Origin of the sequence: Enterobacter sp. BNK-14 (assembly GCF_047456095.1) — a bacterium.
Taxonomy (GTDB): Bacteria; Pseudomonadota; Gammaproteobacteria; order Enterobacterales; family Enterobacteriaceae; genus Enterobacter; species Enterobacter kobei.
The window spans coordinates 896,784-920,707 of sequence record NZ_CP179897.1; the positions used below are offsets into that span (position 1 = coordinate 896,784).

General features: G+C 55.1%; 22 protein-coding genes. 7 read left to right on the plus strand and 15 right to left on the minus strand.

Going from position 1 to position 23,924, the window contains the following annotated elements:
- Positions 1 to 44: 44 nt before the first annotated feature.
- Together ACMGGM_RS04335 and exoX are read left to right on the plus strand one after the other, a co-directional pair.
- Positions 45 to 695, plus strand: a complete 651-nt coding sequence (locus tag ACMGGM_RS04335) for a carbon-nitrogen hydrolase family protein (RefSeq protein WP_014884302.1) — start codon at positions 45 to 47, stop codon at positions 693 to 695.
- Between the two features lie 24 nt (positions 696 to 719).
- A complete protein-coding gene (exoX, locus tag ACMGGM_RS04340) occupies positions 720 to 1,382 on the plus strand; it encodes an exodeoxyribonuclease X (RefSeq protein WP_014884303.1) in 663 nt (220 codons plus the stop codon).
- Here the strand turns inward: exoX and ptrB are convergent.
- A complete protein-coding gene (ptrB, locus tag ACMGGM_RS04345; protein ID WP_058690985.1) occupies positions 1,379 to 3,439 on the minus strand; it encodes an oligopeptidase B in 2,061 nt (686 codons plus the stop codon). The genes exoX and ptrB overlap by 4 nt on opposite strands.
- Positions 3,440 to 3,524: 85 nt before the next feature.
- Positions 3,525 to 4,175 (minus strand): tellurite resistance TerB family protein, encoded by a 651-nt coding sequence (locus ACMGGM_RS04350; RefSeq protein WP_058690986.1) that lies wholly within the window; start codon positions 4,173 to 4,175, stop codon positions 3,525 to 3,527.
- A 169-nt stretch (positions 4,176 to 4,344) separates the two neighbouring features.
- Between ACMGGM_RS04350 and purT the strand changes: the two genes are divergently transcribed.
- Complete coding sequence (gene purT / locus ACMGGM_RS04355; protein WP_250365868.1) at positions 4,345 to 5,523, plus strand: formate-dependent phosphoribosylglycinamide formyltransferase; 1,179 nt, start codon at positions 4,345 to 4,347, stop codon at positions 5,521 to 5,523.
- Between the two features lie 42 nt (positions 5,524 to 5,565).
- Here purT and kdgA read toward each other — a convergent pair whose 3' ends face one another.
- From kdgA to zwf, 3 genes are all read right to left on the minus strand, one after another.
- Positions 5,566 to 6,207: a bifunctional 4-hydroxy-2-oxoglutarate aldolase/2-dehydro-3-deoxy-phosphogluconate aldolase gene (kdgA, locus tag ACMGGM_RS04360; RefSeq protein ID WP_014884307.1), complete on the minus strand. Its 642-nt coding sequence runs from the start codon at positions 6,205 to 6,207 to the stop codon at positions 5,566 to 5,568.
- A 39-nt stretch (positions 6,208 to 6,246) separates the two neighbouring features.
- Positions 6,247 to 8,058, minus strand: coding sequence for a phosphogluconate dehydratase (gene edd / locus ACMGGM_RS04365; protein WP_250365869.1), 1,812 nt, complete (start codon positions 8,056 to 8,058; stop codon positions 6,247 to 6,249).
- Between the two features lie 234 nt (positions 8,059 to 8,292).
- The gene (gene zwf / locus ACMGGM_RS04370) at positions 8,293 to 9,768 is read right to left on the minus strand and encodes a glucose-6-phosphate dehydrogenase (RefSeq protein ID WP_014884309.1); all 1,476 of its coding nucleotides are present in this window, start codon (positions 9,766 to 9,768) and stop codon (positions 8,293 to 8,295) included.
- Between the two features lie 358 nt (positions 9,769 to 10,126).
- Here zwf and ACMGGM_RS04375 point away from each other — a divergent pair, with 358 nt between their 5' ends.
- Both ACMGGM_RS04375 and pyk read left to right on the plus strand, forming a co-directional pair.
- The gene (locus tag ACMGGM_RS04375) at positions 10,127 to 11,002 is read left to right on the plus strand and encodes a MurR/RpiR family transcriptional regulator (RefSeq protein ID WP_032629265.1); all 876 of its coding nucleotides are present in this window, start codon (positions 10,127 to 10,129) and stop codon (positions 11,000 to 11,002) included.
- Positions 11,003 to 11,136: 134 nt separating this feature from the next.
- A complete protein-coding gene (gene pyk, locus ACMGGM_RS04380; RefSeq protein WP_063943278.1) occupies positions 11,137 to 12,579 on the plus strand; it encodes a pyruvate kinase in 1,443 nt (480 codons plus the stop codon).
- Positions 12,580 to 12,624: 45 nt separating this feature from the next.
- On the opposite strand, the gene lpxM is transcribed toward pyk, so the two are convergent.
- The 3 genes from lpxM to znuA form a co-directional block, all read right to left on the minus strand.
- Positions 12,625 to 13,596, minus strand: a complete 972-nt coding sequence (gene lpxM / locus ACMGGM_RS04385) for a lauroyl-Kdo(2)-lipid IV(A) myristoyltransferase (protein WP_023330719.1) — start codon at positions 13,594 to 13,596, stop codon at positions 12,625 to 12,627.
- Between the two features lie 119 nt (positions 13,597 to 13,715).
- Entirely contained in the window at positions 13,716 to 15,035 is a 1,320-nt protein-coding gene (mepM, locus tag ACMGGM_RS04390; RefSeq protein WP_063943280.1) for a murein DD-endopeptidase MepM, read from the minus strand.
- 15 nt (positions 15,036 to 15,050) lie between these two features.
- Positions 15,051 to 15,995 carry a zinc ABC transporter substrate-binding protein ZnuA gene (znuA, locus tag ACMGGM_RS04395; RefSeq protein ID WP_047625632.1) on the minus strand — a complete coding sequence of 315 codons (945 nt, stop codon included), beginning with the start codon at positions 15,993 to 15,995 and terminating at the stop codon, positions 15,051 to 15,053.
- Between the two features lie 77 nt (positions 15,996 to 16,072).
- Here znuA and znuC point away from each other — a divergent pair, with 77 nt between their 5' ends.
- Together znuC and znuB are read left to right on the plus strand one after the other, a co-directional pair.
- Positions 16,073 to 16,828, plus strand: coding sequence for a zinc ABC transporter ATP-binding protein ZnuC (gene znuC / locus ACMGGM_RS04400; RefSeq protein WP_014884314.1), 756 nt, complete (start codon positions 16,073 to 16,075; stop codon positions 16,826 to 16,828).
- Complete coding sequence (gene znuB, locus ACMGGM_RS04405; protein WP_014884315.1) at positions 16,825 to 17,613, plus strand: zinc ABC transporter permease subunit ZnuB; 789 nt, start codon at positions 16,825 to 16,827, stop codon at positions 17,611 to 17,613. The genes znuC and znuB overlap by 4 nt, the downstream gene beginning before the upstream one ends.
- A gap of 143 nt (positions 17,614 to 17,756) precedes the next feature.
- On the opposite strand, the gene ACMGGM_RS04410 is transcribed toward znuB, so the two are convergent.
- From ACMGGM_RS04410 to aspS, 7 genes are all read right to left on the minus strand, one after another.
- A complete protein-coding gene (locus ACMGGM_RS04410; protein WP_047625631.1) occupies positions 17,757 to 18,209 on the minus strand; it encodes a hypothetical protein in 453 nt (150 codons plus the stop codon).
- Between the two features lie 195 nt (positions 18,210 to 18,404).
- Positions 18,405 to 19,415 carry a Holliday junction branch migration DNA helicase RuvB gene (gene ruvB, locus ACMGGM_RS04415; RefSeq protein ID WP_014884317.1) on the minus strand — a complete coding sequence of 337 codons (1,011 nt, stop codon included), beginning with the start codon at positions 19,413 to 19,415 and terminating at the stop codon, positions 18,405 to 18,407.
- 8 nt (positions 19,416 to 19,423) lie between these two features.
- Positions 19,424 to 20,038: a Holliday junction branch migration protein RuvA gene (ruvA, locus tag ACMGGM_RS04420; RefSeq protein WP_023330723.1), complete on the minus strand. Its 615-nt coding sequence runs from the start codon at positions 20,036 to 20,038 to the stop codon at positions 19,424 to 19,426.
- Between the two features lie 81 nt (positions 20,039 to 20,119).
- Positions 20,120 to 20,641 (minus strand): crossover junction endodeoxyribonuclease RuvC, encoded by a 522-nt coding sequence (gene ruvC / locus ACMGGM_RS04425; RefSeq protein WP_014884319.1) that lies wholly within the window; start codon positions 20,639 to 20,641, stop codon positions 20,120 to 20,122.
- A gap of 34 nt (positions 20,642 to 20,675) precedes the next feature.
- On the minus strand, positions 20,676 to 21,416 hold the full coding sequence (locus ACMGGM_RS04430) for a YebC/PmpR family DNA-binding transcriptional regulator (protein WP_014884320.1): 741 nt from the start codon (positions 21,414 to 21,416) through the stop codon (positions 20,676 to 20,678).
- A 27-nt stretch (positions 21,417 to 21,443) separates the two neighbouring features.
- Entirely contained in the window at positions 21,444 to 21,887 is a 444-nt protein-coding gene (gene nudB / locus ACMGGM_RS04435) for a dihydroneopterin triphosphate diphosphatase (protein WP_032636195.1), read from the minus strand.
- 1 nt (position 21,888) lies between these two features.
- On the minus strand, positions 21,889 to 23,661 hold the full coding sequence (gene aspS / locus ACMGGM_RS04440) for an aspartate--tRNA ligase (RefSeq protein ID WP_014884322.1): 1,773 nt from the start codon (positions 23,659 to 23,661) through the stop codon (positions 21,889 to 21,891).
- Positions 23,662 to 23,924: the final 263 nt, after the last annotated feature.

The window sequence follows — 23,924 nt, forward strand, 5'->3', positions numbered from 1 at the left end:
GTGTATTCTTAAATCCCTGCGACTCAGTGTATAAGGAAGTCACGATGTCACAATGGAATATAGCGGCAGCCCAGTATGGCGGGCAGTATCACAGTGTTGATGAACACGTTACCCACCACCTACGCTTCATTGCCGAAGCGGCACAGCAGCAGTGCGATCTGCTGGTCTTCCCGGAACTCTCCTTAACCGGCTCAGGCACAACGACGTTACCTCCCCCACCGTGCGACGCACAGCTGGAACCCTTGCTTGATGCGGCACATTTTTACCAGATTAGCGTTATTGCCGGGCTTCCCCTTGAGCGGAATGGCCAGCGTCAGAAAGGTCTCGTGCTCTTTACGCCCTCTCGGCCGAGCATCGTGCGCTATCCGCAAGGCGGCGGTGCGAGCCTGGTTCCGGGGGATAAACAGCTCACCATCATTGATGCGCAGGGCGATTCCCCCAATCTCGATCCGCAGGCAACGCTGTTCACCAGCAGCCAGTCGGTAAGGGACAACCGCTGGCGGCAGTCCATCAGCACCCTGCAACGCTTTGCACACAAATATGCCATTGCGGTATTAATGGCGAACGCCAGCACCGGCAGCGCATTATGGGATGAAAAAGGCCAGTTGATCGTGCGGGCGGATAAAGGCGAGCTGCTGTTAACCGGCACGCTTAACCGACAGGGTTGGCAAGGCGATATCATTCCTTTAGGCTAAGCGTTTTAAGCTCAGGAGATTTTCATGCTGCGCGTCATTGATACCGAAACTTGCGATCTTCAGGGCGGAATTGTGGAGGTGGCCTCGGTCGACGTCGTTGACGGAAAAATAGTCAACCCGATGAGCCATCTGGTGCGGCCCGATCGCCCTATTAGCCCGCAGGCCATGGCTATCCATCGCATCACTGAATCAATGGTGGCGGATAAACCCTGGATAGAAGACATTATCCCGCACTACTATGGCAGCCCGTGGTATGTCGCCCACAATGCCAGCTTCGACCGTCGGGTTCTCCCCGACATGCCCGGGGAATGGATTTGCACCATGAAGCTGGCGCGTCGCCTGTGGCCGGGGATCAAATACAGCAATATGGCGCTGTATAAATCCCGCAAGCTCAGCGTCAGAACGCCTGAAGGGCTTCACCATCACCGCGCGCTGTATGACTGCTATATCACCGCTGCGCTGCTGATCGATATTATGAATACTTCCGGCTGGACACCGGATGATATGGCGACGATTACCGGCCGTCCTGCACTGCTGACGACGTTCACCTTCGGAAAATACCGCGGGAGAGCAGTATCGGATATTGCAGATAAAGATCCAGGCTATCTGCGCTGGCTGTATAACAACCTCGACAAGATGAGCCCGGAGCTACGCTTAACCCTGAAGCATTATCTGGGTGAAGCTTAACGTTCAGCCTGGCCTGGAAGCGTATCCTGCGCCAGGCCGATCAAAAAGGCGTATTCCAGCGCCACCCCTTCATAAGATTTAAACCGCCCCGACTTCCCTCCGTGCCCGGAGTCCATATCGGTACAGAGCAGCAGCAGGTTGTCGTCGGTTTTCAGTTCCCGCAGCTTTGCCACCCATTTCGCCGGTTCCCAGTACTGCACCTGTGAATCGTGCAAACCGGTGGTCACCAGCATGTGCGGGTAGGCTTTCGCTTCCACGTTATCGTACGGGCTGTACGCTTTCATATAGCGATAATAGGTTTCATCCTGTGGATTCCCCCACTCTTCAAACTCCCCGGTCGTGAGCGGGATAGATTCGTCGAGCATGGTGGTGACCACATCGACAAACGGTACCTGCGCAACGATGCCCTTAAAACGCTCGGGACGCTGATTGATCACAGCGCCCATCAGCATGCCGCCCGCGCTGCCGCCCATGCCAAAGCAGAGCTGCGGATCGCCATAGCCTTGTTCAATTAAGGCGTCGCAAACGTCGAGGTAATCATTGAACGTGTTTTGCTTTTTCAGGAATTTCCCGTCTTCATACCAGTGCTGGCCCAGCTCACCGCCGCCGCGAATATGAGCGATGGCAAAAACAAAGCCGCGGTCGAGCAGACTTAATCTGCTGCTGCTGAAGTCGGCATCCATGCTGGAACCATAGGAGCCGTAGCCGTAAACCAGGATAGGGTTTTTACCTTTCTGAAAATGCGCCTTGTGATACACGAGCGAAACCGGCACCTCGACACCATCGCGCGCGGTAACCCACAGGTGTTCGCTACGATAATTGTCGGATTCAAATCCCTTCACTTCTGTTTGCTTCAACACCTGGCGCTGGCCGGTATCCATATCCAGTTCGAACAGCGTATCCGGCGTGGTCATCGACGAGTAGCCATAGCGCAGCCGGGACGATTCAGGCTCAGGATTAAAACCAATCCAGGTGACGTAGGCCGGGTCGTCAAACGCGATCCCTATCACCTCGCGCGTTTTGCGGTTGATTTGCCGGATACTGGTCAACCCCCGCTGACGCTCTTCCACCACCAGCCAGTCGGTAAACAACGTGAACCCTTCGAGCATCACCTGTTCCCGCGCGGGAATAAGCACCTCCCACTTGCGCTCGTCGCGCACCTTGGTCTTATACAGGCCAAAGTTTTTTCCCTCGCGGTTTGAGCGCAGATAAAAGCTGTGCTGGAAGTGATCCAGACTGTACTCATGGTCTTTTCGGCGCGGCAGAAAGCAGAGCGGCTGGGCATCAGGCAGCTCGGCATCCAGCAGCAGCACCTCTGAGGTGGTAGCGCTGGCAAGGAAAATAATCACATAGTGGCGCGAGGACGTTTTATGCAGGCTGACATAAAACGTTTCGTCTTTCTCTTCATAGACCAGTTCGTCATCGGCGGAGTCCGTGCCTACACTGTGGCGCCACACCTGATAAGGCAGCAGCGTGGCGGCGTGCTTTTTAACGTAGTAGACCGTCTCGGAATCGTTCGCCCAGACAAAATCCGGGGAGACGTTTTCCAGCATTTCCGGATACCAGTTACCGGTATCCAGATTGCGGAATCGCAGGCCATACTGACGACGGGAGAGATAATCCTCCGCCAGCGCCATAATGGTGTTATCCGGGGAGATGGACATACCGCCCAGCGTATAAAACTCGCTGTGGGCGGCACGCTGGTTGGCATCCAGCAGAATATCCCATTCATCCCACTCGGCGCTTAATACCGACTGTCGCTGATAGATGGGATATTCACAGCCGGGCTCGTAGATATGCCGATAACGATAGCCGTTTTTGGTCCAGGGCGCGGAGATATCGCGCTGAGGAATGCGCTGCACCATTTCGTTCAGCAGCTGGTCCTGAAGCGCCTGCTGGCTGGACATGACCTTGCGACCGTAATCGTTTTCTTCATGCAGGTAGTCGAGTACCTCTGGCCGGGAACGTGAATCGTCCCGTAGCCAGTAATAGTTATCTATACGCGTATCGCCATGGGTGGTGATCGCATACGGAGTACGTCGGGCTTTCGGTGGCATGACATCATTCTTTTAAGTTTTACACCCTATAAGGTTGGCAAAACCCGCGCATGATGCAAGCGAAACATGGCTACATCAGCGATAGCTAGCCCTGTAGCGTCTGTTTTTGCTCCCGGATATCCTGCTCGATCCCCTCGCGAACATCCTGAGGAATTTTCAACGCATCGCCCAGGGCGTTGAGATAGCTGCGTTCCATAAAGTGGTCAATATCAATGGCGGCACAGCTCAGGAAATAGAGTTCCAGCGCCTCTTCCTCATTCTGCACGCTTTGCGCCAGACGCTGCGGATCGAGCGGCTGCTCAATGGCCTGCGCCACCAGCGTTCTGCCCTGCTCCTCCACGCCGGCTTCTCGCATCTGCTGCTCGATAGCCGCTCGTTCTTTATCATCAATATGCCCGTCGCTTTTTGCGGCAAACACCAGCGCAAGAATGAGCCGCTCCGTACGCAGATCCAGCGGCGAAGTATCCTCCCCAAAGTGGGGTTCATCCTGGTGCGCCGCGCGTACCCTGTCCTTGTACTTATTCCACAGCACGGTACCGGCGATAGCGCCGCCACCGGCCAGCAACGCGCCGGTACCGTACTTTGCCAGCAGCTTACGTGAGGATTTATTGGCGACCAGCAGCCCTGCCAGCCCTCCGAGCGCCCCCGGTACCAGCAGTTTGCTTAGCCCCTGGTCGCCGGAACCTGATGTTTTCTGCCCTAACATGGATTGCAGTTGATTTAACCAGCCTGACATAGTTTCCCTCACTTAACGGTTAACATTTCCACAGCGTAAGCGAGCAGGCGTCAGGAAATGTCCGTCGAGGCTAAAGAAGCGCAAATTTCTCGTCGGCCTTTTTGCCCTGCGCAAGACAGACGCAAACGTTTTCGTTTATACTGCGCGCATCTTTTTCAGGGGGAATGTTATGACTCGTTTAGGAACCGCGCTGCGACCTGCGGCGACGCGTGTGATGCTGTTAGGATCGGGCGAGCTGGGGAAAGAAGTCGCCATTGAGTGCCAGCGTTTAGGGGTAGAAGTGATTGCCGTAGACCGCTACGCCGACGCGCCCGCCATGCATGTTGCCCATCGTTCTTATGTGATTAACATGCTGGACGGAGAGGCTCTGCGGACACTCATCACGCAGGAGAAACCGGATTTTGTGGTGCCGGAGATTGAAGCTATCGCGACCGATACGCTGATCGCGCTTGAGCAGGAAGGTCAGCGCGTGGTGCCTTGCGCCAACGCAGCGAAACTGACCATGAACCGCGAGGGCATTCGCCGCCTGGCGGCAGAGGAGCTGGGGCTGCCCACTTCAAGCTACCGTTTTGCGGGCGATAAAACCGCATTCCTGCAGGCCGTCGACGAGATGGGTTACCCGTGCATCATTAAGCCGGTGATGAGCTCCTCCGGAAAAGGGCAGAGTTTTATCCGCGACAGCAGCACGCTGGACAAAGCCTGGGATTATGCGCAACAGGGTGGCCGTGCCGGAGCTGGCCGCGTGATCGTCGAGGGGGTGGTGAAGTTTGATTTCGAAATCACCCTGCTTACCGTCAGCGCCGTGGATGGCGTCCATTTCTGCGATCCGATTGGTCACCGCCAGGAGGATGGCGATTACCGCGAATCCTGGCAGCCACAGCAGATGAGCGCCCTGGCGTTGGAACGTGCCCAGGATATCGCCCGTAAAACCGTTCTGGCGTTAGGTGGTTACGGTCTGTTCGGCGTGGAGCTGTTTGTCTGCGGCGACGAGGTGATTTTCAGCGAAGTCTCCCCTCGCCCGCATGACACCGGTATGGTGACGTTGATATCGCAGGATCTCTCCGAGTTCGCCCTGCATGTTCGCGCCTTCCTTGGCCTGCCGGTTGGCGGTATTCGTCAGTACGGCCCGGCGGCCTCGGCGGTGATCCTGCAGCAGCTGACCAGTAAGAACGTGACGTTTGATAACGTCGAGGGCGCAACGGGCGCCGGGTTACAGGTACGTTTGTTCGGTAAGCCGGAGATCGACGGCACCCGTCGTCTGGGCGTGGCGTTAGCAACCGGGAATAACGTCGACGAGGCCATCGCACGCGCAAAAACGGCGGCAGCGAACGTTAAGGTAGCAGGATAAAAAAAACGGGCCGAAAGGCCCGTTTTTCATACGATAAAAAACTTATTGCTTCGCGCCTTCAACCGCTTCGCGAGCCAGTTTCGTGATGCGATCCCAGTCGCCCGCTTCCAGCGCATCCGCTGGCACCAGCCATGAACCCCCGATGCACAGCACGCTTTTCAGCGCCAGGTAGTCACGGTAGTTCGCCGGAGAGATACCGCCCGTCGGGCAGAAACGCACCTGAGAGAATGGACCTGCAATCGCCTGCAGCGCTTTGGTGCCGCCGTTGGCTTCTGCCGGGAAGAATTTGAATTCTTTCAGGCCGTAGTCCATGCCCAGCATCAGTTCAGACACGGTGCTGATACCCGGGATCAAAGGAATAGTGCCTTCGGTCGCTGCTTTCAGCAGCGGCTCGGTCAGGCCAGGGCTGATAGCGAACTGAGCTCCGGCCTCCGTGACTTCTGCCAGCTGTTGCGCGTTGAGAACAGTGCCCGCACCGATGATGGCGTCCGGCACTTCTTTGGCGATAGCGCGAATCGCATCCATCGCGCAGGCGGTACGCAGGGTCACTTCCAGAACACGAACGCCACCCGCAACCAGCGCTTTCGCCATTGGCACAGCGTGCTCCAGCTTGTTTACCACGATAACTGGCACGACAGGGCCAGTGGTCAGGATTGCTTCTGCACTTGTTTTCCAGTTTTTCATCAGAGTCTTCTCTCGCCAGATCGTTAAAATCAAGTCGTCTTAAAACGTAATACAGGTTGCGCCCTGCTCCGCACCGGAGAGTTTCTCACGCAGCGCGCTGAACATTTCGCGTCCGGTCCCCACGCGCGATGCGCCCAGGTCAGGAATATGTGGCTGACGTGCCGCCAGCTCTGCCTCATCCACCAGCAGGGTTAACTCACCTGTCTGACCGTTCACGCGGATCATGTCACCGTCGCGCACTTTCGCCAGCAAACCGCCGTCATAAGCTTCCGGCGTGACGTGGATAGCTGAAGGCACTTTGCCGGATGCACCGGAGAGGCGTCCATCGGTCACTAACGCAATTTTGAAACGGCGGTCCAATAATACACCAAGTGGTGGCATAAGTTTATGTAATTCTGGCATGCCGTTCGCTTTTGGCCCCTGATGACGCACTACCACCACACAGTCTTTATCAAGCAGACCCGCGTCAAAAGCGGGTAATACGTCGTGCTGGCTTTCAAACACCACAGCCGGCGCTTCAATAACCTGGTTCTCTTCCGGTACAGCAGACGTTTTCATCACCGCACGACCGAGGTTGCCGCTCAGCACTTTGGTGCCACCATGAGGAGAGAACGGATTGTCGATGGTGGCAATCACCTGCGCATCGAGAGATGCGGTCGCCCCGTCGCGCCAGTCCAGCTCGCCATTGTTCAGCCACGGCTCCTGGATATAGCGCTGCAGGCCAAAGCCTGCCACGGTGTTGACGTCTTCATGCAGCAAACCGCCTTTCAGCAGCTCGCGCATCAGCAGCGGTACGCCACCCGCAGCCTGGAAGTGGTTGATGTCCGCCGGACCGTTCGGGTAAAGACGTGCCATCAGCGGCACCACGGAAGAGATCTCAGAGAAATCATCCCAGTTGATCAGAATGCCCGCCGCGCGCGCCATGGCCACCAGGTGCATGGTATGGTTGGTCGAACCGCCGGTGGCCAGCAGAGCCACGATACCGTTGACGATCACTTTTTCGTCGACCATTTTGCCCATCGGCATCCATTCATTGCCGTTTCCGGTCAGACGCGTCACCTGACGTGCTGCGGCCTCAGTCAAGGCCTGACGCAGAGGTGCATCCGGCTGGATAAAGGACGAGCCCGGCAGCTGCATGCCCATAAATTCCACCACCATCTGGTTTGTGTTGGCCGTGCCGTAGAATGTACAGGTACCCGGCGCATGGTAGGACGCGGCTTCCGCCTCCAGCAGCGCCTGACGGTCTGCTTTTCCTTCCGCATACAGCTGGCGAATACGCACTTTTTCTTTGTTCGGCAGACCGCTTGCCATCGGGCCAGACGGCACAAAGATCGCGGGCAGATGGCCAAACGACAGCGCTGCCATCACCAGTCCCGGAACGATCTTGTCGCACACGCCCAGGTACAGTGCGCCATCAAACATGTTGTGTGACAGGCCTACTGCAGCAGACATCGCAATCACTTCGCGGCTGAGCAGCGACAGCTCCATACCATCCTGCCCCTGGGTCACACCGTCGCACATTGCCGGCACGCCACCCGCGACCTGACCTACCGCATTCACGCTGTGCAGCGCGTTACGAATGATATTGGGATAGACCTCATACGGCTGGTGGGCGGAGAGCATGTCGTTATAGGAGGTAATAATGGCGATATTGTTACGCAACATGCTTTTCAGGGAGGCTTTATCATCGGGCTGGCAGGCCGCGAAGCCGTGCGCCAGGTTACCACAGGCCAGCTGGGAGCGATGGACGGTATTGCTCTTTGCCTGTTCAATCCGGGCGAGGTAGGCCGAACGGGTCTCCTTCGAGCGCTCAATAATGCGTTGTGTTACGCGTAACAATGTCGGATTCATAAAAGCTCCTCTAATTTATCTGTCCGGGCTCAGGAGTTTACAACGTCGCTGGCAGTTGTTAACACCGCTGAAACGCTTGCCGTCCGGAGCTCTGGGGCAAAATCACTTCCGGCAGTGTAATAAAAAAAGCGCCGCGGGGAAATCCACGCGGCGCTTAAAAAAATAAAAATTGTGCCACTAGCTGTGTTAGATCATGTTACCGGTAAAATAACACTTTCGGGCTAGTGGATTATCCTACTCAAACTCGTTCCAGGAGCGGCCATCACGGGTGATCATGGCCACCGATGCAACCGGCCCCCAGGTGCCCGCCTGATACGGTTTTGGAGCATCCTGATCGGCTGCCCAGGCTTCGGTAATGGAATCGACCCATTTCCACGCCTCTTCCACTTCGTCGCGACGCACGAACAGCGCCTGGATACCACGCATGGTTTCCAGCAGCAGACGCTCATAAGCATCCGCGAGGTGCGTCTGGTTGAAGGTTTCGGAGTAGCTCAGATCCAGTTTGGTGGTCTGCAGGTTATGCTTGTGATCCAGGCCCGGCACTTTGTTGAGGATCTGGATATCTACCCCTTCGTCCGGCTGCAAACGAATGGTCAGTTTGTTCTGCGGCAGCTCCTGCCAGGACTCTTTAAACAGGTTCAGTTCCGGGTTTTTGAAGTAGACGACGACTTCGGAACATTTGGTTGGCAGACGTTTACCGGTACGCAGGTAGAACGGCACGCCCGCCCAGCGCCAGTCATCGATGTCCACGCGGATCGCCACAAAAGTCTCTGTGTTGCTGGATTTGTTCGCGCCCTCTTCTTCCAGGTAGCCCGGCACTTTTTTGCCTTGCGCAAACCCGGCAGTGTACTGGCCGCGAACGGTCTTCTCGCGCACGTTGGAGCGGTCGATGCGGCGCAGCGACTTGAGCACTTTGACTTTGGCGTCGCGAATGCTGTCTGCCGTCAGGTCAGACGGCGGTGACATGGCGATCATGCACAGAATTTGCAGGAGGTGGTTCTGGATCATGTCGCGCATCTGGCCTGCCTGGTCAAAGTAACCCCAGCGGCCTTCGATACCTACCTCTTCCGCCACGGTGATTTCCACGTGGTCGATAGTGCGGTTGTCCCAGTTATTCACAAACAGGGAGTTAGCAAAACGCAGCGCCAGCAGGTTCAGTACCGTCTCTTTACCGAGATAGTGGTCGATACGGTAAACCTGGCACTCTTCGAAGAACTCGCCCACCTGGTCGTTGATTTCACGCGAGGTTGCCAGAGAGGTACCCAGCGGCTTCTCCATCACCACGCGCGCCGGTTTGGCGTTCAGTTTAGCTTCGCCGAGACCTTTGCAGATGGCGCCGAAAGTGCTTGGCGGCATGGCGAAATAGTTAATGGTGACACGGTTTTTCTGATCCAGCATGGCGCCCAGGCGGTTAAACGCGCTGACGTCATTGACGTCCAGGTTGCAGAAATCAAGACGACCGCTCAGAGTATCCCACAAACTTTCATCAATTTTTTCCTTCATGAAAGTTTCGAGCGCCTCGCGGACGACTTTGGTATAAGCGTCCTTATCCCAGTCGGCGCGCCCTACCCCCAGGATACGGGTATCCGGATGAATTTGGCCCGCTTTCTCCAGTTGATACAGGGAAGGCAGCAATTTTCGGCGTGCAAGATCGCCTTTCGCGCCGAAAATGACCAGGTCACATGCCTGGGCTGTTTGCGTTACCGCCATGTCATTCTCCTCAGTTGGATCACCTGGTACTTCTGCCAGGTATCGTTGTAATTTTATTACAATGCACTGTACTGCTTTTACGTCATTCCCGAAACCATTAGCACTTATCGTCTCGTGCGATACGGCAATTTTTCGCCTTGCAGCCGATTAAGGGGGCATTATGACGCAACAAGCGTCGATAATTTGCGCAACAGGGTCATAGCAAAACCCGACATCGATCAAGTAATGAAAAAAAACAACAACATTATCTTGTCGACTGTTACCCTTTATGGAAGCCACAGGGGTAATATCGGCTAATCGAAAGAAGATTTCATCCATTTATGAAATCGTTTCCACCCCCACGAGCGCCCTGTTAACAATGAATATGCTTGAAAAAATCCAGTATCAACTGGAACACCTTAGCAAATCCGAGCGAAAAGTGGCTGAAGTCATTCTTGCCTCTCCCGCTCAGGCGATTCATTCAAGCATCGCCGCGCTGGCTCAGGAAGCAGGCGTTAGCGAACCGACCGTTAACCGCTTCTGCCGTAGCCTGGAAACGCGCGGCTTTCCTGATTTTAAACTGCATCTGGCACAAAGTCTGGCAAACGGCACCCCTTATGTTAATCGTAATGTGGATGAAGACGACAGCGTAGATGCCTACACGGCGAAAATTTTTGAGTCAGCTATGGCCACGCTTGACCACGTTCGTCAGTCTCTGGATATGAGTTCGGTGAACCGTGCGGTGGATTTACTTACCCAGGCCAAGCGGATCGCGTTCTTCGGACTTGGGTCGTCGGCCGCCGTGGCGCACGATGCCATGAATAAATTCTTCCGCTTCAACGTGCCGGTGATTTATTCCGATGACATTGTGCTGCAACGCATGAGCTGTATGAATTGCAGTGAAGATGACGTCGTGGTACTCATTTCGCATACTGGCCGCACCAAAAGTCAGGTGGAACTGGCGCAGCTGGCCCGTGAAAACGATGCCATGGTGATCGCCCTCACCACCGCCGGTACGCCGCTGGCACGAGAGGCGACGCTCGCCATTACGCTGGACGTCCCGGAGGATACCGATATGTATATGCCTATGGTTTCCCGTCTGGCACAGCTCACGGTTATAGACGTGCTGGCGACCGGTTTTACCTTGCGCCGGGGCGCAAAATTCAGAGATAACTTGAAGCGAGTCAAGGAAGCGCTGAAGGAATCGCGTTTTGATAAAGAATTGCTCATAAAGAGCGATGTTTCCTTAAAGTAGATAACGAAGACGTAACCAATAATTACGATGTAATGATTTACGGCATTCGGTCCACTCTTTGCTGCCTTGCGGCAGATGAAGGCCGATTCAATGTTCACGCAACACCAAAGTTGTTTCAGTCAACGGAGTATTACATGTCCAGAAGGCTTCGCAGAACCAAGATCGTTACCACCTTAGGCCCGGCTACCGACCGCGATAATAACCTTGAAAAGATTATCGCCGCGGGTGCCAACGTGGTGCGCATGAACTTCTCTCACGGTACGCCAGAAGACCATAAATTACGTGCCGACAAAGTGCGTGAGATCGCCGCTAAACTGGGCCGCCATGTCGCTATCCTCGGCGATCTGCAGGGTCCTAAAATTCGTGTCTCCACCTTCAAAGAAGGTAAAGTTTTCCTCAATATCGGCGATAAATTCCTGCTGGATGCCAACCTGGGCAAAGGCGAAGGCGATAAAGAAAAAGTCGGGATTGACTATAAAGGCCTGCCAACTGACGTGGTGCCTGGCGATATCCTGCTGCTCGACGACGGACGCGTACAGCTGAAGGTGCTCGAAGTTCAGGGGATGAAAGTGTTCACCGAAGTCACCGTCGGCGGCCCGCTCTCCAACAATAAAGGTATCAACAAACTGGGCGGCGGCCTCTCTGCGGAAGCGCTGACCGATAAAGACAAAGCGGACATCGTTACTGCGGCTCTGATCGGCGTTGACTACCTGGCAGTCTCCTTCCCACGCTGTGGCGAAGATCTGAACTATGCACGCCGTCTGGCCCGTGATGCAGGCTGTGATGCCAAAATTGTTGCCAAGGTTGAACGCGCGGAAGCCGTTTGCGATCAGGACGCCATGGACGATGTGATCCTGGCTTCTGACGTGGTGATGGTGGCCCGCGGCGATTTGGGTGTGGAAATCGGCGATCCTGAGCTGGTTGGTATCCAGAAAGCGCTGATTCGTCGCGCACGTCAACTGAACCGCGCGGTGATCACCGCGACCCAGATGATGGAATCCATGATCACCAACCCAATGCCAACCCGTGCGGAAGTGATGGACGTCGCTAACGCCGTGCTGGATGGTACCGATGCGGTAATGCTGTCTGCGGAAACCGCTGCGGGCCAATATCCTGCTGAAACCGTGGCCGCGATGGCGCGTGTCTGCCTGGGCGCAGAGAAGATCCCAAGCATCAACGTCTCTAAACACCGTCTGGACGTGCAGTTCGACAACGTGGAAGAAGCGATTGCGATGTCTGCCATGTACGCGGCAAACCATCTGAAAGGGGTTACCGCGATCATCACCATGACCGAATCAGGCCGTACCGCGCTGATGACTTCCCGTATCAGCTCCGGTCTGCCGATCTTCGCCATGTCCCGTCATGAACGTACGCTGAACCTGACGGCGCTGTACCGCGGTGTGACGCCAGTGCACTTCGACAGCACCAATGACGGCGTGGCAGCCGCGCACGATGCCGTCAATCTGCTGCGCGACAAAGGTTACCTGGTGTCCGGTGATATCGTTATCGTGACGCAGGGTGATGTGATGAGCACCATTGGCTCAACCAACACCACCCGCGTTATGACCGTTGAGTAACAACGTCTGTGTTAAAAAGCCCTCTCCAGATGGAGAGGGCTTTTTTTATTTCCTCGGATAAAGCTCTTTACGCTTATAGGGCTCCGTTTCACCCGGCTTTCGCGTTTTAAGCAGCTTCAATATCCACGTGTACTGTTCGGTATGCGGCCCCACCAGGATTTCCACCTCTTCGTTCATGCGACGCGCAATGGTGCGATCGTCAGCGGTCAGCAAATCATCCATCGGCGGACGAACCTCAATACTCAGGCGATGCGTTTTGCCGTCATAGACCGGGAACAGCGGGATCACGCGGGCGCGACACACCTTCATCAGGCGGCCAATCGCGGGAAGTGTGGCTTTGTAGGTCGCAAAGAAGTCGACAAACTCACTGTGCTCCGGTCCGTGATCCTGATCCGGCAGATAGTAGCCCCAGTATCCCTGACGTACGGACTGAATAAACGGCTTGATACCATCGTTACGCGCATGCAAACGACCGCCAAAACGACGACGTACGGTATTCCAGACAAAGTCGTAGATTTTGTTGCCCTGGTTATGGAACATGGCCGCCATCTTCTGACCCTGAGAAGCCATCAGCATCGCCGGAATGTCGACACCCCAACCGTGAGGAACGAGGAAAATCACCTTCTCGTCATTGCGACGCATTTCGTCAATGATTTCCAGCCCTTTCCAGTCAACACGGTCAACGATTTTTTCCGGCCCTTTCAGCGCCAGCTCTGCCATCATTGCCATTGCCTGCGGCGCGGTGGTATACATCGCATCGATGATAGCCTCGCGCTCGGCATCGCTTTTTTCGGGAAAACAGTAATAGAGGTTGATCTGCGCACGGCGACGCGCGCTTTTGCCTAAACGCCCGGCCAGACGGCCAATTTTCCCCAGCAGGGGATCGCGCAGCGCAGCAGGCAGCATAGCGATGCCTGCAAAGGTGTAGACCCCGAGCCAGGCGCCCCAGTTGCGCGGATGGCGAAAGGATTTTTCAAACTCAGGAATGTATTCAATATTGTTTTTTTTTGTTTCCATGCTGGTTCCAGGGTCTGGTGACGCAAAATTTTATTGATAGTGTAGCGAGGCAGTCGTCCACGCACAAAAGAAAAAGCCGGCGCATACTGACACCGGCTTTTTTCACAAAAACAGAAGGCTTAGTTTAAGCTCAGCTGCGGTATCACCTCTTTCACCTGCGCCAGGTAATCAGAACGATCTTTACCCGTCAGGCCTTCGGTGCGTGGCAGTTTCGCCGTCAGCGGGTTTACGGCCTGTTGGTTAATCCACACTTCATAGTGCAGGTGCGGGCCGGTCGAGCGTCCGGTGTTGCCGGAGAGCGCGATACGGTCGCCACGTTTCACTTTCTGTCCAGGCTTAACCAGCAGTTTACGCAGGTGCATATAGCGGGTGGTGTAGGTACGACCGTGACGCACCGCGACATAGTAGCCTGCGGCACCGCTACGTTTAGCCACGACCACTTCACCATCACCCACAGCCAGCACCGGCGTGCCCTGCGGCATGGCAAAGTCAACGCCACGGTGTGGTGCGACGCGCCCGGTAACCGGGTTCAGACGACGCGGGTTAAAGTTAGAGGAAACGCGGAACTGTTTAGCCGTCGGGAAGCGCATAAAGCCTTTCGCCAGTCCCGTACCGCTGCGATCGTAGAACTTACCGTCCTCGGCACGGATGGCGTAGTAATCTTTGCCATCAGAGCGCAGACGTACGCCCACCAGTTGGCTCTGCTCACGCTTGCCGTCGAGCATTTCGCGAGACATCAGCACGGAAAATTCATCGCCCTTCTTCAGCTTGCGGAAATCCATCTGCCACTGCATGGCTTTGATCACCGCACTGATTTCAGAGCTGGTGAGACCGGCATCACGGGCGCTGGAAACGAAGCTTCCGCCTACTGTGCCTTTCATCACGCTGTTCACCCAGTCGCCCTTCTGCATTTCACTGGTCATTTTGAAACCGTTTGCAATGCGATCGTAGGTGCGGGTTTCACGGCGGGACATCTCCCAGGTTAACCGCTGGAGATCGCCATCCGCCGTTAAGGTCCAGGAGAGCTGTTGCCCTATTTTCAGGTTACGCAGGTCTTTATCTGCAGCAGCGAGCTGACTGATATTCCCCATGTCGATACCGTACTGGTTGAGCACGCTGCTCAGCGTGTCACCGGTAGAGACAACATACTCGTGGATCCCGGCCTCGTTCTCGATTTTATCGTCCAGTTCATCCTGGGGAATCGCTTCATCTTCCTGAGCAGCCTGGTCGATAGGCTCACTGGCTTCAGGCAGTAAAGAACGGATCTCGCTCTTTTCTAGCTCGATGGTTTTGATGATAGGGGCAGAACTCGGGTGGTAAACATAGGGCCGCCAGACGGCGACCGCTAAGGTGAGTACTGTAAGCGACCCCAGCATAACGCGGTGGGGTCGAGGCAGATTGTTAAATGCCAGGGCGACAGAGCGGGCTATCTGTTGCACGTATTCACTTCCTCGTTAATCTCCTTTCAGGCAGCTCGCATACTGGTTCGCCAGTTGGCTGAGGAACTGCGAATAGCTCGCTTTGCTCAACTGGATATTCGTTCCTAGCGGGTCAAGGGTCCCCATGCGCACGGATGTCCCCCTGGCCACGGCTTCTACGACCGCTGGCCTGAACTGTGGCTCAGCAAAAACGCATGTCGCTTTTTGCTCAACCAACTGTGTTCTGATTTCATGTAAACGCTGCGCACCAGGTTGAATTTCAGGGTTGACGGTGAAGTGCCCAAGCGGGGTCAAACCATAGTGTTTTTCATAGTAGCCATAGGCGTCATGAAAAACGAAATACCCTTTTCCTTTCAACGGTGCGAGCTCATTACCTACCTGCTTATCGGTTGCGGCTAATTGTGCCTCAAAATCCTTCAGGTTGGCGTCTAGTTTGGCTCGACTTTGCGGCATAAGTTCCACTAATTTGTCGTGGATTGCAACCGCTGAAAGCCGCGCTATCTCTGGGGAAAGCCAGAGATGCATGTTGTACTCACCATGATGGTGATCTCCATCACCTTTTTCACCCTCTGCCGCGTGATGGTCATGTTCATCACCGTCGTTATCCATGCCTTTCATGAGCAACGGTTTCACGCCGGAAAGCCCGGCAATCGCAACCTGTTTATCGCCTGGAATCTGTTTGGCCGACTTCTGCATAAACGCTTCCATCTCTGGTCCAATCCAGACGACTAAGTCCGCGTTTTGTAAGCGTTTTACATCTGAAGGGCGAAGAGAATAGTCATGCTCAGACGCCCCGTCAGGCAGCAAAACCTGGGTTTCCGTCACCCCATCGGCAATGGCCGACGCGATGAATCCAAGCGGTTTAAGCGAAGCGACAACCGCCGCGTTAACATCTTGTGCGGTTGTACCCCAAAGGGCAGCGGATAATGCTGCGAAAAGAAGCGTATTTTTATGTAACATAATGCGACTAATCATCGTAGTGAATGCGTGAAATGTGATATTATAACATTCGTTGACTTCTTCAAGCTTAAATTGACATGACGACACTGGTTTCTCTCGATAATATTTCGGTCTCTTTCGGCCAGCGCCGCGTCCTCTCTGACGTGTCGCTGGATCTGAAGCCCGGCAAAATTCTGACGCTGCTTGGTCCTAATGGCGCAGGTAAATCCACGCTGGTACGGGTTGTACTGGGTCTGGTGACGCCCGATGAAGGTGTTATCACCCGCGAGGAAAAATTGCGTATCGGCTATGTGCCTCAGAAATTACATCTGGATGCCACGCTGCCTTTAACGGTGAGTCGCTTTCTGCGCCTGCGCCCCGGCACGCGGAAAGCCGATATTCTCCCGGCGCTGAAACGCGTACAGGCGGGCCACCTGATTGACGCGCCGCTGCAAAAACTTTCCGGGGGTGAGACGCAGCGCGTTTTGCTGGCGCGCGCGCTGTTGAGCAGCCCGCAACTGCTGGTGCTTGATGAGCCTACCCAGGGGGTGGACGTTAATGGTCAGGTCGCGCTTTATGATTTGATCGATCAGCTTCGCCGTGAACTGAATTGCGCCGTGCTGATGGTCTCCCACGATCTCCATCTTGTCATGGCGAAAACGGACGAAGTGCTGTGCCTTAACCATCATATTTGCTGTTCCGGCACGCCTGAAGTGGTCTCGATGCACCCGGAGTTTATCTCCATGTTTGGCCCTCGTGGCGCTGAACAGCTGGGTATTTACCGTCATCATCATAATCACCGCCATGATTTACAGGGACGAATTGTCCTGCGCCGGGGAAATGGACACTCATGATTGAACTGTTACTGCCCGGCTGGCTGGCCGGGATTATGCTTGCCTGCGCCGCGGGTCCACTCGGCTCGTTTGTGGTCTGGCGCAGAATGTCCTATTTCGGTGATACCCTCGCGCACGCCTCTTTGCTGGGCGTGGCTTTTGGTTTACTGCTGGATGTAAATCCCTTCTACGCGGTGATTGTCGTCACCCTGCTGCTTGCAGCCGGGCTGGTCTGGCTGGAGAAACGTCCGCACCTCGCCATTGATACGCTGCTTGGCATTATGGCCCACAGCGCGCTCTCGCTGGGTCTGGTGGTGGTGAGTCTGATGTCGAATATCCGCGTCGACCTGATGGCCTATCTGTTTGGCGATCTGCTTGCCGTGACGCCGGAAGATTTAATTTCCATCGCCTTCGGTGTGGTGGTGGTACTCGGTATTCTGCTCTGGCAGTGGCGTAATCTGCTGGCGATGACCGTCAGCCCTGACCTGGCCTTCGTCGACGGAGTGAAGCTGCAGCGGGTTAAGCTACTGCTGATGCTGGTGACGGCATTAACCATCGGCGTAGCGATGAAGTTCGTCGGGGCGCTGATTATTACCTCGCTGCTGATCATCCCTGCCGCCACGGCGCGCCGTTTTGCCCGCACGCCGGAGCAGATGGCCGGTGTGGCCGTGATTATCGGGATGATTGCGGTAACGGGTGGGTTAACCTTCTCGGCGTTCTATGACACGCCTGCGGGGCCGTCAGTGGTGTTGTGTGCGGCGGTGTTGTTTATTTTTAGTATGATGAAAAAACAACCAAATGCCTGAATGAACGATTGGCGCTTCCACAGAGGGTGGCGCTTCGCTTCATGTGCTGTGATCAACGCATGGCGGGACTTAAACCTCTGGAGTGCGCCCATGTTGGGTGCCAGCGTAAATAAGCACCGATAAAATTATCGGTGCTTATTTTATTACCTGGTACACGTTGCTAAATGCAATTTGGCACCTGGGACGTTTATACCGCCTTCCATATCAAGACACTTGACAATACCATCGGTATCAACTTTTTTCAGCTGTCCGTTAACATAGTCCCAATGACTCGCAATAGGTTCATATTCGCGTATATAAACTTTGCCGCTTGCTGGTGCGAAGGCATATTCTGGATATGTTTCCAGCATCAGCATCCCATTCATAGCGAAATTGAGCTCACGAATATTCTGCAATTCTGGATTAGAACCACATGGCTCCATCACCGCCTGCTGGTAAGCAATGCCAGTCATACATAATTTTCGTCCGTTACTGGTATTTTCAAGTTTATTATCCACCATTTTCCATGTTTGGGTTCCGGAAATAGCGGCATTCGCGGCGCCAGACAAAGCCGCCATCGTCAGAGCGGCAATAGATATAACCGTCATTAATTTCATTTTGTTATTCCTAAAGGGGTGATGAAATTTATTCATAGCATGGATATCGCTATAAATTCATCATAGAGGGAATAAGCGAATTATCTAAAATGATAGGTAGGATAAATTTATCCAAAATAATATGGATGATAAATCAGATGAGGTAACTAATCGGTCAGCGTCGCAGGCGAAATTTAACATCCCGCCTGCTCATCATTACGGCATTGACGGTGGCGTAATGCCGAAATGATTCCACGCCCGCACCGTCGCCATACGACCACGCGGCGTACGCTGTAAGAATCCCTGCTGGATCAGATACGGCTCCAGAACATCCTCGATAGTTTCACGCTCTTCACCGATCGCCGCCGCCAGGTTATCCAGCCCGACCGGTCCGCCAAAGAATTTATCCAGCACCGCCAGCAGCAGTTTGCGGTCCATATAGTCAAAGCCTTCGGCATCGACGTTAAGCATATCCAGCGCCTGGGCGGCAATCTCTGCCGAAATGGTGCCATCGTGCTTCACTTCGGCAAAGTCGCGCACGCGACGCAGCAGGCGGTTGGCAATACGCGGCGTACCGCGCGAACGCTTCGCCACTTCAAAAGCGCCCTCTTCGCTCATCTCCAGCCCCATATAGCGCGCGCTACGACCGACAATATGTTGCAGGTCCGGCACCTGATAAAACTCCAGACGCTGCACGATACCGAAGCGGTCGCGCAGTGGAGAGGTCAACGATCCGGCACGGGTCGTTGCGCCAATCAGGGTAAACGGCGGCAGATCGATCTTGATGGAGCGCGCAGCCGGGCCTTCACCAATCATGATATCCAGCTGGTAATCTTCCATTGCCGGATAGAGCACTTCCTCTACCACCGGAGACAGACGGTGGATTTCATCGATAAACAGTACGTCATGCGGTTCAAGGTTGGTCAGCATCGCCGCCAGATCGCCGGCTTTCTCCAGCACCGGGCCGGAGGTCGTGCGCAGGTTGACGCCCATTTCATTGGCAACGATATTCGCCAGCGTGGTTTTCCCCAACCCTGGCGGGCCAAAAATCAGCAGGTGATCGAGCGCATCGCCGCGCAGCTTTGCCGCCTGGATGAAAATCTCCATCTGGGAACGTACCTGCGGCTGGCCGATATACTCATCAAGCAGTTTCGGGCGGATCGCACGATCCACCACGTCTTCTGCCTGAAGGGTGCCTGCCGATACCAGGCGGTCTGCTTCAATCATCCTTTACCTCACAATGCAGCGCGCAGCGCTTCACGAATCAGGGTTTCACTGCTGGCATCCGGTTTGGCAATTTTGCTTACCATCCGACTGGCCTCCTGAGGTTTATAGCCCAGCGCCACCAGCGCGGCAACCGCTTCCTGCTCAGCGTCATCATCTGTTGACGGCGCCCCAGGTGACGTCAGAACCAGATCGGTGGCCGGGGTGAACAGATCGCCATGCAGACCTTTAAAGCGGTCTTTCATCTCAACAATCAGACGCTCGGCGGTTTTCTTACCAATCCCCGGGAGTTTAATCAGCGCCGCAGGATCTTCGCGCTCAACGGCATTCACGAACTGCGGAGCAGACATACCGGACAAAATCGCCAGCGCCAGCTTCGGTCCCACGCCGTTGGTTTTAATCAGCTCGCGGAACAGGGTACGTTCCTGCTTGTTGTTGAAGCCGTAAAGCAACTGAGCATCTTCACGCACCACGAACTGAGTAAAGACAATCGCCTCTTTACCCGCGTCCGGCAACTCGTAGAAGCAGGTCATTGGCATGTGGACTTCATAGCCCACGCCACCCACTTCCAGCAGCACTAACGGGGGTTGTTTTTCAATGATGATGCCTCTGAGTCTGCCTATCACGTGACGCTCCTGCGTTCTGGAAAATGTTTGACTGGCGACATAATAAAAAAAGGCTGGATGTTTATCCAGCCTGATTTCTCTTTATCGTAACCTGCCTCGCGCCAGATTGAGCCGCGATTCACTCATTTGCATCGCGTTCTGGCTGACGTGACAGTGGGTAATCGCAATGGCCAGTGCATCGGCGGCATCGGCCTGCGGGTTCGCGGGAAGCTTCAGCAAGGTACGCACCATATGCTGCACCTGGCTTTTCTCCGCGCTACCTATCCCCACCACCGTCTGCTTTACCTGACGTGCGGCATATTCGAACACCGGAAGATCCTGGTTCACGGCGGCAACAATCGCCACGCCGCGCGCCTGCCCCAGCTTTAGCGCCGAATCGGCGTTTTTTGCCATAAAGACCTGCTCAATGGCAAAAAAATCAGGCTGAAACTGGGTGATGATTTCCGACACGCCCGCATAAATCAGCTTCAGGCGCGACGGCAGATCGTCCACTTTGGTGCGAATACAGCCGCTGCCGAGGTAGGTTAGCTGGCGTCCCACCTGGCGGATAACGCCATAACCGGTGACGCGCGAGCCGGGGTCAATCCCAAGGATAATCGACATCACGCGTCTCCCGTAAACGGCTTATACGCTCTCATCAGAGAGTCGCTGCAACCTCATCAGAGATTTCACCGTTGTGATACACTTCCTGCACGTCGTCGCAGTCTTCGAGCATGTCGATCAGACGCAGCAGTTTTGGCGCAGTTTCCGCATCCATGTCCGCTTTGGTGGATGGGATCATGGAAACTTCAGCGTTGTCCGCTTTCAGACCCGCGGCTTCGAGTGCATCGCGCACGGCGCCCATCTCTTCCCACGCGGTGTAAACGTCAATTGCGCCATCATCGTAGGTCACCACGTCTTCCGCACCGGCTTCCAGGGCGGCTTCCATGATCACATCTTCGTCGCCTTTCTCGAAGGAGATGACGCCTTTTTTGCTGAACAGGTAAGAAACGGAACCGTCGGTACCCAGGTTGCCGCCGGTTTTAGTGAATGCATGGCGCACTTCCGCAACGGTACGGTTACGGTTGTCGGACAGACACTCAACCATTACGGCAGTACCGCCAGGGCCGTAACCTTCATAAATGATGGTTTCCATGTTCGCGTCTTCATCACCGCCTACACCACGTGCGATGGCACGGTTCAGGGTGTCACGCGTCATGTTGTTAGACAGCGCTTTATCCACCGCCGCGCGCAGACGCGGGTTAGAGGCCGGATCGCCGCCGCCCAGACGTGCCGCTGTCACCAGCTCACGAATGATTTTGGTAAAGATCTTACCGCGTTTGGCATCCTGTGCCGCTTTACGGTGTTTGGTGTTGGCCCACTTACTATGACCTGCCATAAAAAGTTCTCCAAAAATCGCGCCTTCTCAGGCAGCGTTAATTACAAATTCTTCAATCGCCTGCCGGTTGCTCCACGACTTGGTCAGTGCGGCGGCATCCGTCGCATCCACCCAGCGGTAGTTCAGGTGTTCGGTAAACACGATCTCCCGCTCATGGGGGAGCGCGAGACAGAACCACGATTCCGTATTGCGCTCAATGCCCGGCGCGTAGCGATGACGTAAATGGCTAAAAATTTCAAACTCCACCGTGCGCTGACAGTCCTTCAGGGTCAGTTGCTCGCGAGCAACATCAATGGTGACCTCTTCCTTTACTTCACGCGCGGCGGCCTGCTGCGCGGTTTCCCCCTCTTCCAGGCTGCCGGTAACCGACTGCCAGAAATCAGGATCGTCGCGCCGCTGCAACATTAGCACCCGCTTCGTGTCCTGGGCATAAATGACAACTAAGACAGAAACGGGAAGCTTGTATGTCATATCAGTTTTTCTCTTCCTTCTTCACCACCTCAATGCCCAGCTCAGCCAGTGCAGTCGGGTTAGCAAAGCTTGGCGCTTCGGTCATCAGACACGCTGCGGCAGTGGTTTTCGGGAAGGCAATAACATCACGAATGTTATCGGTGCCGGTCAGCAGCATGGTCAGACGGTCAAGACCGAAAGCCAGACCCGCGTGTGGCGGTGTACCGTATTTCAGGGCGTCCAGCAGGAAGCCAAATTTCTCACGCTGCTCCTGTTCGTTAATGCCCAGGATGCCGAACACGGTCTGCTGCATTTCGCCGCTGTGAATACGCACGGAACCGCCGCCCACTTCGTAGCCGTTGATCACCATGTCGTAGGCGTTTGCCACTGCATCTTCCGGAGACGCTTTCAGCTCTGCCGCCGTCATGTCTTTTGGCGAGGTGAACGGGTGGTGCATCGCGGTCAAGCCGCCTTCACCGTCGTCTTCAAACATCGGGAAGTCGATAACCCACAGCGGTGCCCATTTGGTTTCGTCGGTCAGGCTGAGGTCTTTGCCCAGCTTCAGACGCAACGCGCCCATCGCATCGGCAACCACTTTCTTGTTGTCTGCGCCGAAGAAGATCATGTCGCCATCCTGCGCGCCGGTGCGCTCAAGGATCGCTTCCACGATGTCCGCATTCAGGAACTTCGCAACCGGGCTGGTGATCCCTTCCAGACCTTTCGCACGCTCGGTTACTTTAATATAGGCCAGACCTTTCGCGCCGTAGATCTTAATGAAGTTGCCGTAGTCGTCGATCTGCTTACGGCTCAGTGCCGCACCGCCCGGTACGCGCAGGGCTGCAACACGGCCTTTCGGATCGTTAGCCGGGCCGGCGAATACCGCGAACTCAACGGATTTCACCAGGTCTGCAACATCCACCAGCTCCATCGGGTTACGCAGGTCTGGTTTGTCGGAACCGTAACGACGCTCGGCTTCGGCGAAGGTCATGATCGGGAAATCGCCCAGCTCGACGCCTTTCACGTCATTCCACAGGCTACGCACCAGCGCTTCCATCACTTCACGCACCTGCTCGGCGGTCATGAAGGAGGTTTCCACATCGATCTGGGTGAATTCTGGCTGACGGTCAGCACGCAGGTCTTCGTCGCGGAAACATTTGACGATCTGATAGTAGCGATCGAAACCGGACATCATCAGCAGCTGTTTGAACAGCTGTGGAGACTGTGGCAGCGCGTAGAATTTGCCTTTATGTACGCGGGATGGGACCAGATAATCGCGCGCACCTTCCGGTGTGGCTTTGGTCAGCATCGGGGTTTCGATATCGAGGAAACCGTGGTCATCCATAAAACGGCGCACCAGGCTGGTGATTTTCGCACGGGTTTTCAGGCGCTGGGCCATCTCCGGACGACGCAGATCCAGGTAGCGGTATTTCAGACGCGCTTCTTCCGTGTTGACGTGGTTGGAGTCCAGCGGCAGCGCTTCAGCACGGTTAATGATAACCAGATCGGACGCCAGTACTTCAATGGCACCCGTCGCCATGTCTGCGTTGACGTTTTTCTCGTCACGCGCACGCACGGTACCGGTGACCTGAATGCAGAACTCATTACGCAGCTCAGAAGCCAGCTTCAACGCATCCGCACGATCCGGGTCGAAGAACACCTGAACGATACCTTCACGGTCGCGCATATCGATGAAAATAAGGCTACCAAGATCACGACGACGGTTGACCCAACCACACAGGGTGACCTGCTGTCCGACGTGGGACTGACGCAGCTGCCCGCAATATTCTGTACGCATGAGATATCCCTTAATTAGCCGCAGGCTAAATGTCGCCTGGAATGCAGGCTACTATGTCGCAGCTTTCTGTATGTCACAACTGGATGAAAAAAGGCGGCTATTATACTGGAAATTCCGCCGGACGATAAGAGCGAACCACGGCCTGACGGTCGTTTGCTGCACTCTTATTGCGCATTCTCACAAAAATTAACAAAATTATCCGACCCATTACAGGTCATCACGTCGTATGGTGTTACGGAAGTGATTCATTTAACGGGAGTAAC

Coding starts and splice junctions, on each gene's coding strand:
- ACMGGM_RS04375 (WP_032629265.1), top strand. CDS start 10,127: ATGAATATGCTTGAAAAAATCCAGTATCAACTGGAACACCTTAGCAAA.
- aspS (WP_014884322.1), bottom strand. CDS start 23,661: ATGCGTACAGAATATTGCGGGCAGCTGCGTCAGTCCCACGTCGGACAG.
- pyk (WP_063943278.1), top strand. CDS start 11,137: ATGTCCAGAAGGCTTCGCAGAACCAAGATCGTTACCACCTTAGGCCCG.
- ACMGGM_RS04410 (WP_047625631.1), bottom strand. CDS start 18,209: ATGAAATTAATGACGGTTATATCTATTGCCGCTCTGACGATGGCGGCT.
- ACMGGM_RS04430 (WP_014884320.1), bottom strand. CDS start 21,416: ATGGCAGGTCATAGTAAGTGGGCCAACACCAAACACCGTAAAGCGGCA.
- ptrB (WP_058690985.1), bottom strand. CDS start 3,439: ATGCCACCGAAAGCCCGACGTACTCCGTATGCGATCACCACCCATGGC.
- ruvC (WP_014884319.1), bottom strand. CDS start 20,641: ATGTCGATTATCCTTGGGATTGACCCCGGCTCGCGCGTCACCGGTTAT.
- exoX (WP_014884303.1), top strand. CDS start 720: ATGCTGCGCGTCATTGATACCGAAACTTGCGATCTTCAGGGCGGAATT.
- purT (WP_250365868.1), top strand. CDS start 4,345: ATGACTCGTTTAGGAACCGCGCTGCGACCTGCGGCGACGCGTGTGATG.
- znuC (WP_014884314.1), top strand. CDS start 16,073: ATGACGACACTGGTTTCTCTCGATAATATTTCGGTCTCTTTCGGCCAG.
- znuB (WP_014884315.1), top strand. CDS start 16,825: ATGATTGAACTGTTACTGCCCGGCTGGCTGGCCGGGATTATGCTTGCC.
- zwf (WP_014884309.1), bottom strand. CDS start 9,768: ATGGCGGTAACGCAAACAGCCCAGGCATGTGACCTGGTCATTTTCGGC.
- ACMGGM_RS04350 (WP_058690986.1), bottom strand. CDS start 4,175: ATGTCAGGCTGGTTAAATCAACTGCAATCCATGTTAGGGCAGAAAACA.
- lpxM (WP_023330719.1), bottom strand. CDS start 13,596: ATGGAAACAAAAAAAAACAATATTGAATACATTCCTGAGTTTGAAAAA.
- edd (WP_250365869.1), bottom strand. CDS start 8,058: ATGAATCCGACATTGTTACGCGTAACACAACGCATTATTGAGCGCTCG.
- kdgA (WP_014884307.1), bottom strand. CDS start 6,207: ATGAAAAACTGGAAAACAAGTGCAGAAGCAATCCTGACCACTGGCCCT.
- nudB (WP_032636195.1), bottom strand. CDS start 21,887: ATGACATACAAGCTTCCCGTTTCTGTCTTAGTTGTCATTTATGCCCAG.
- znuA (WP_047625632.1), bottom strand. CDS start 15,995: ATGTTACATAAAAATACGCTTCTTTTCGCAGCATTATCCGCTGCCCTT.
- ACMGGM_RS04335 (WP_014884302.1), top strand. CDS start 45: ATGTCACAATGGAATATAGCGGCAGCCCAGTATGGCGGGCAGTATCAC.
- ruvB (WP_014884317.1), bottom strand. CDS start 19,415: ATGATTGAAGCAGACCGCCTGGTATCGGCAGGCACCCTTCAGGCAGAA.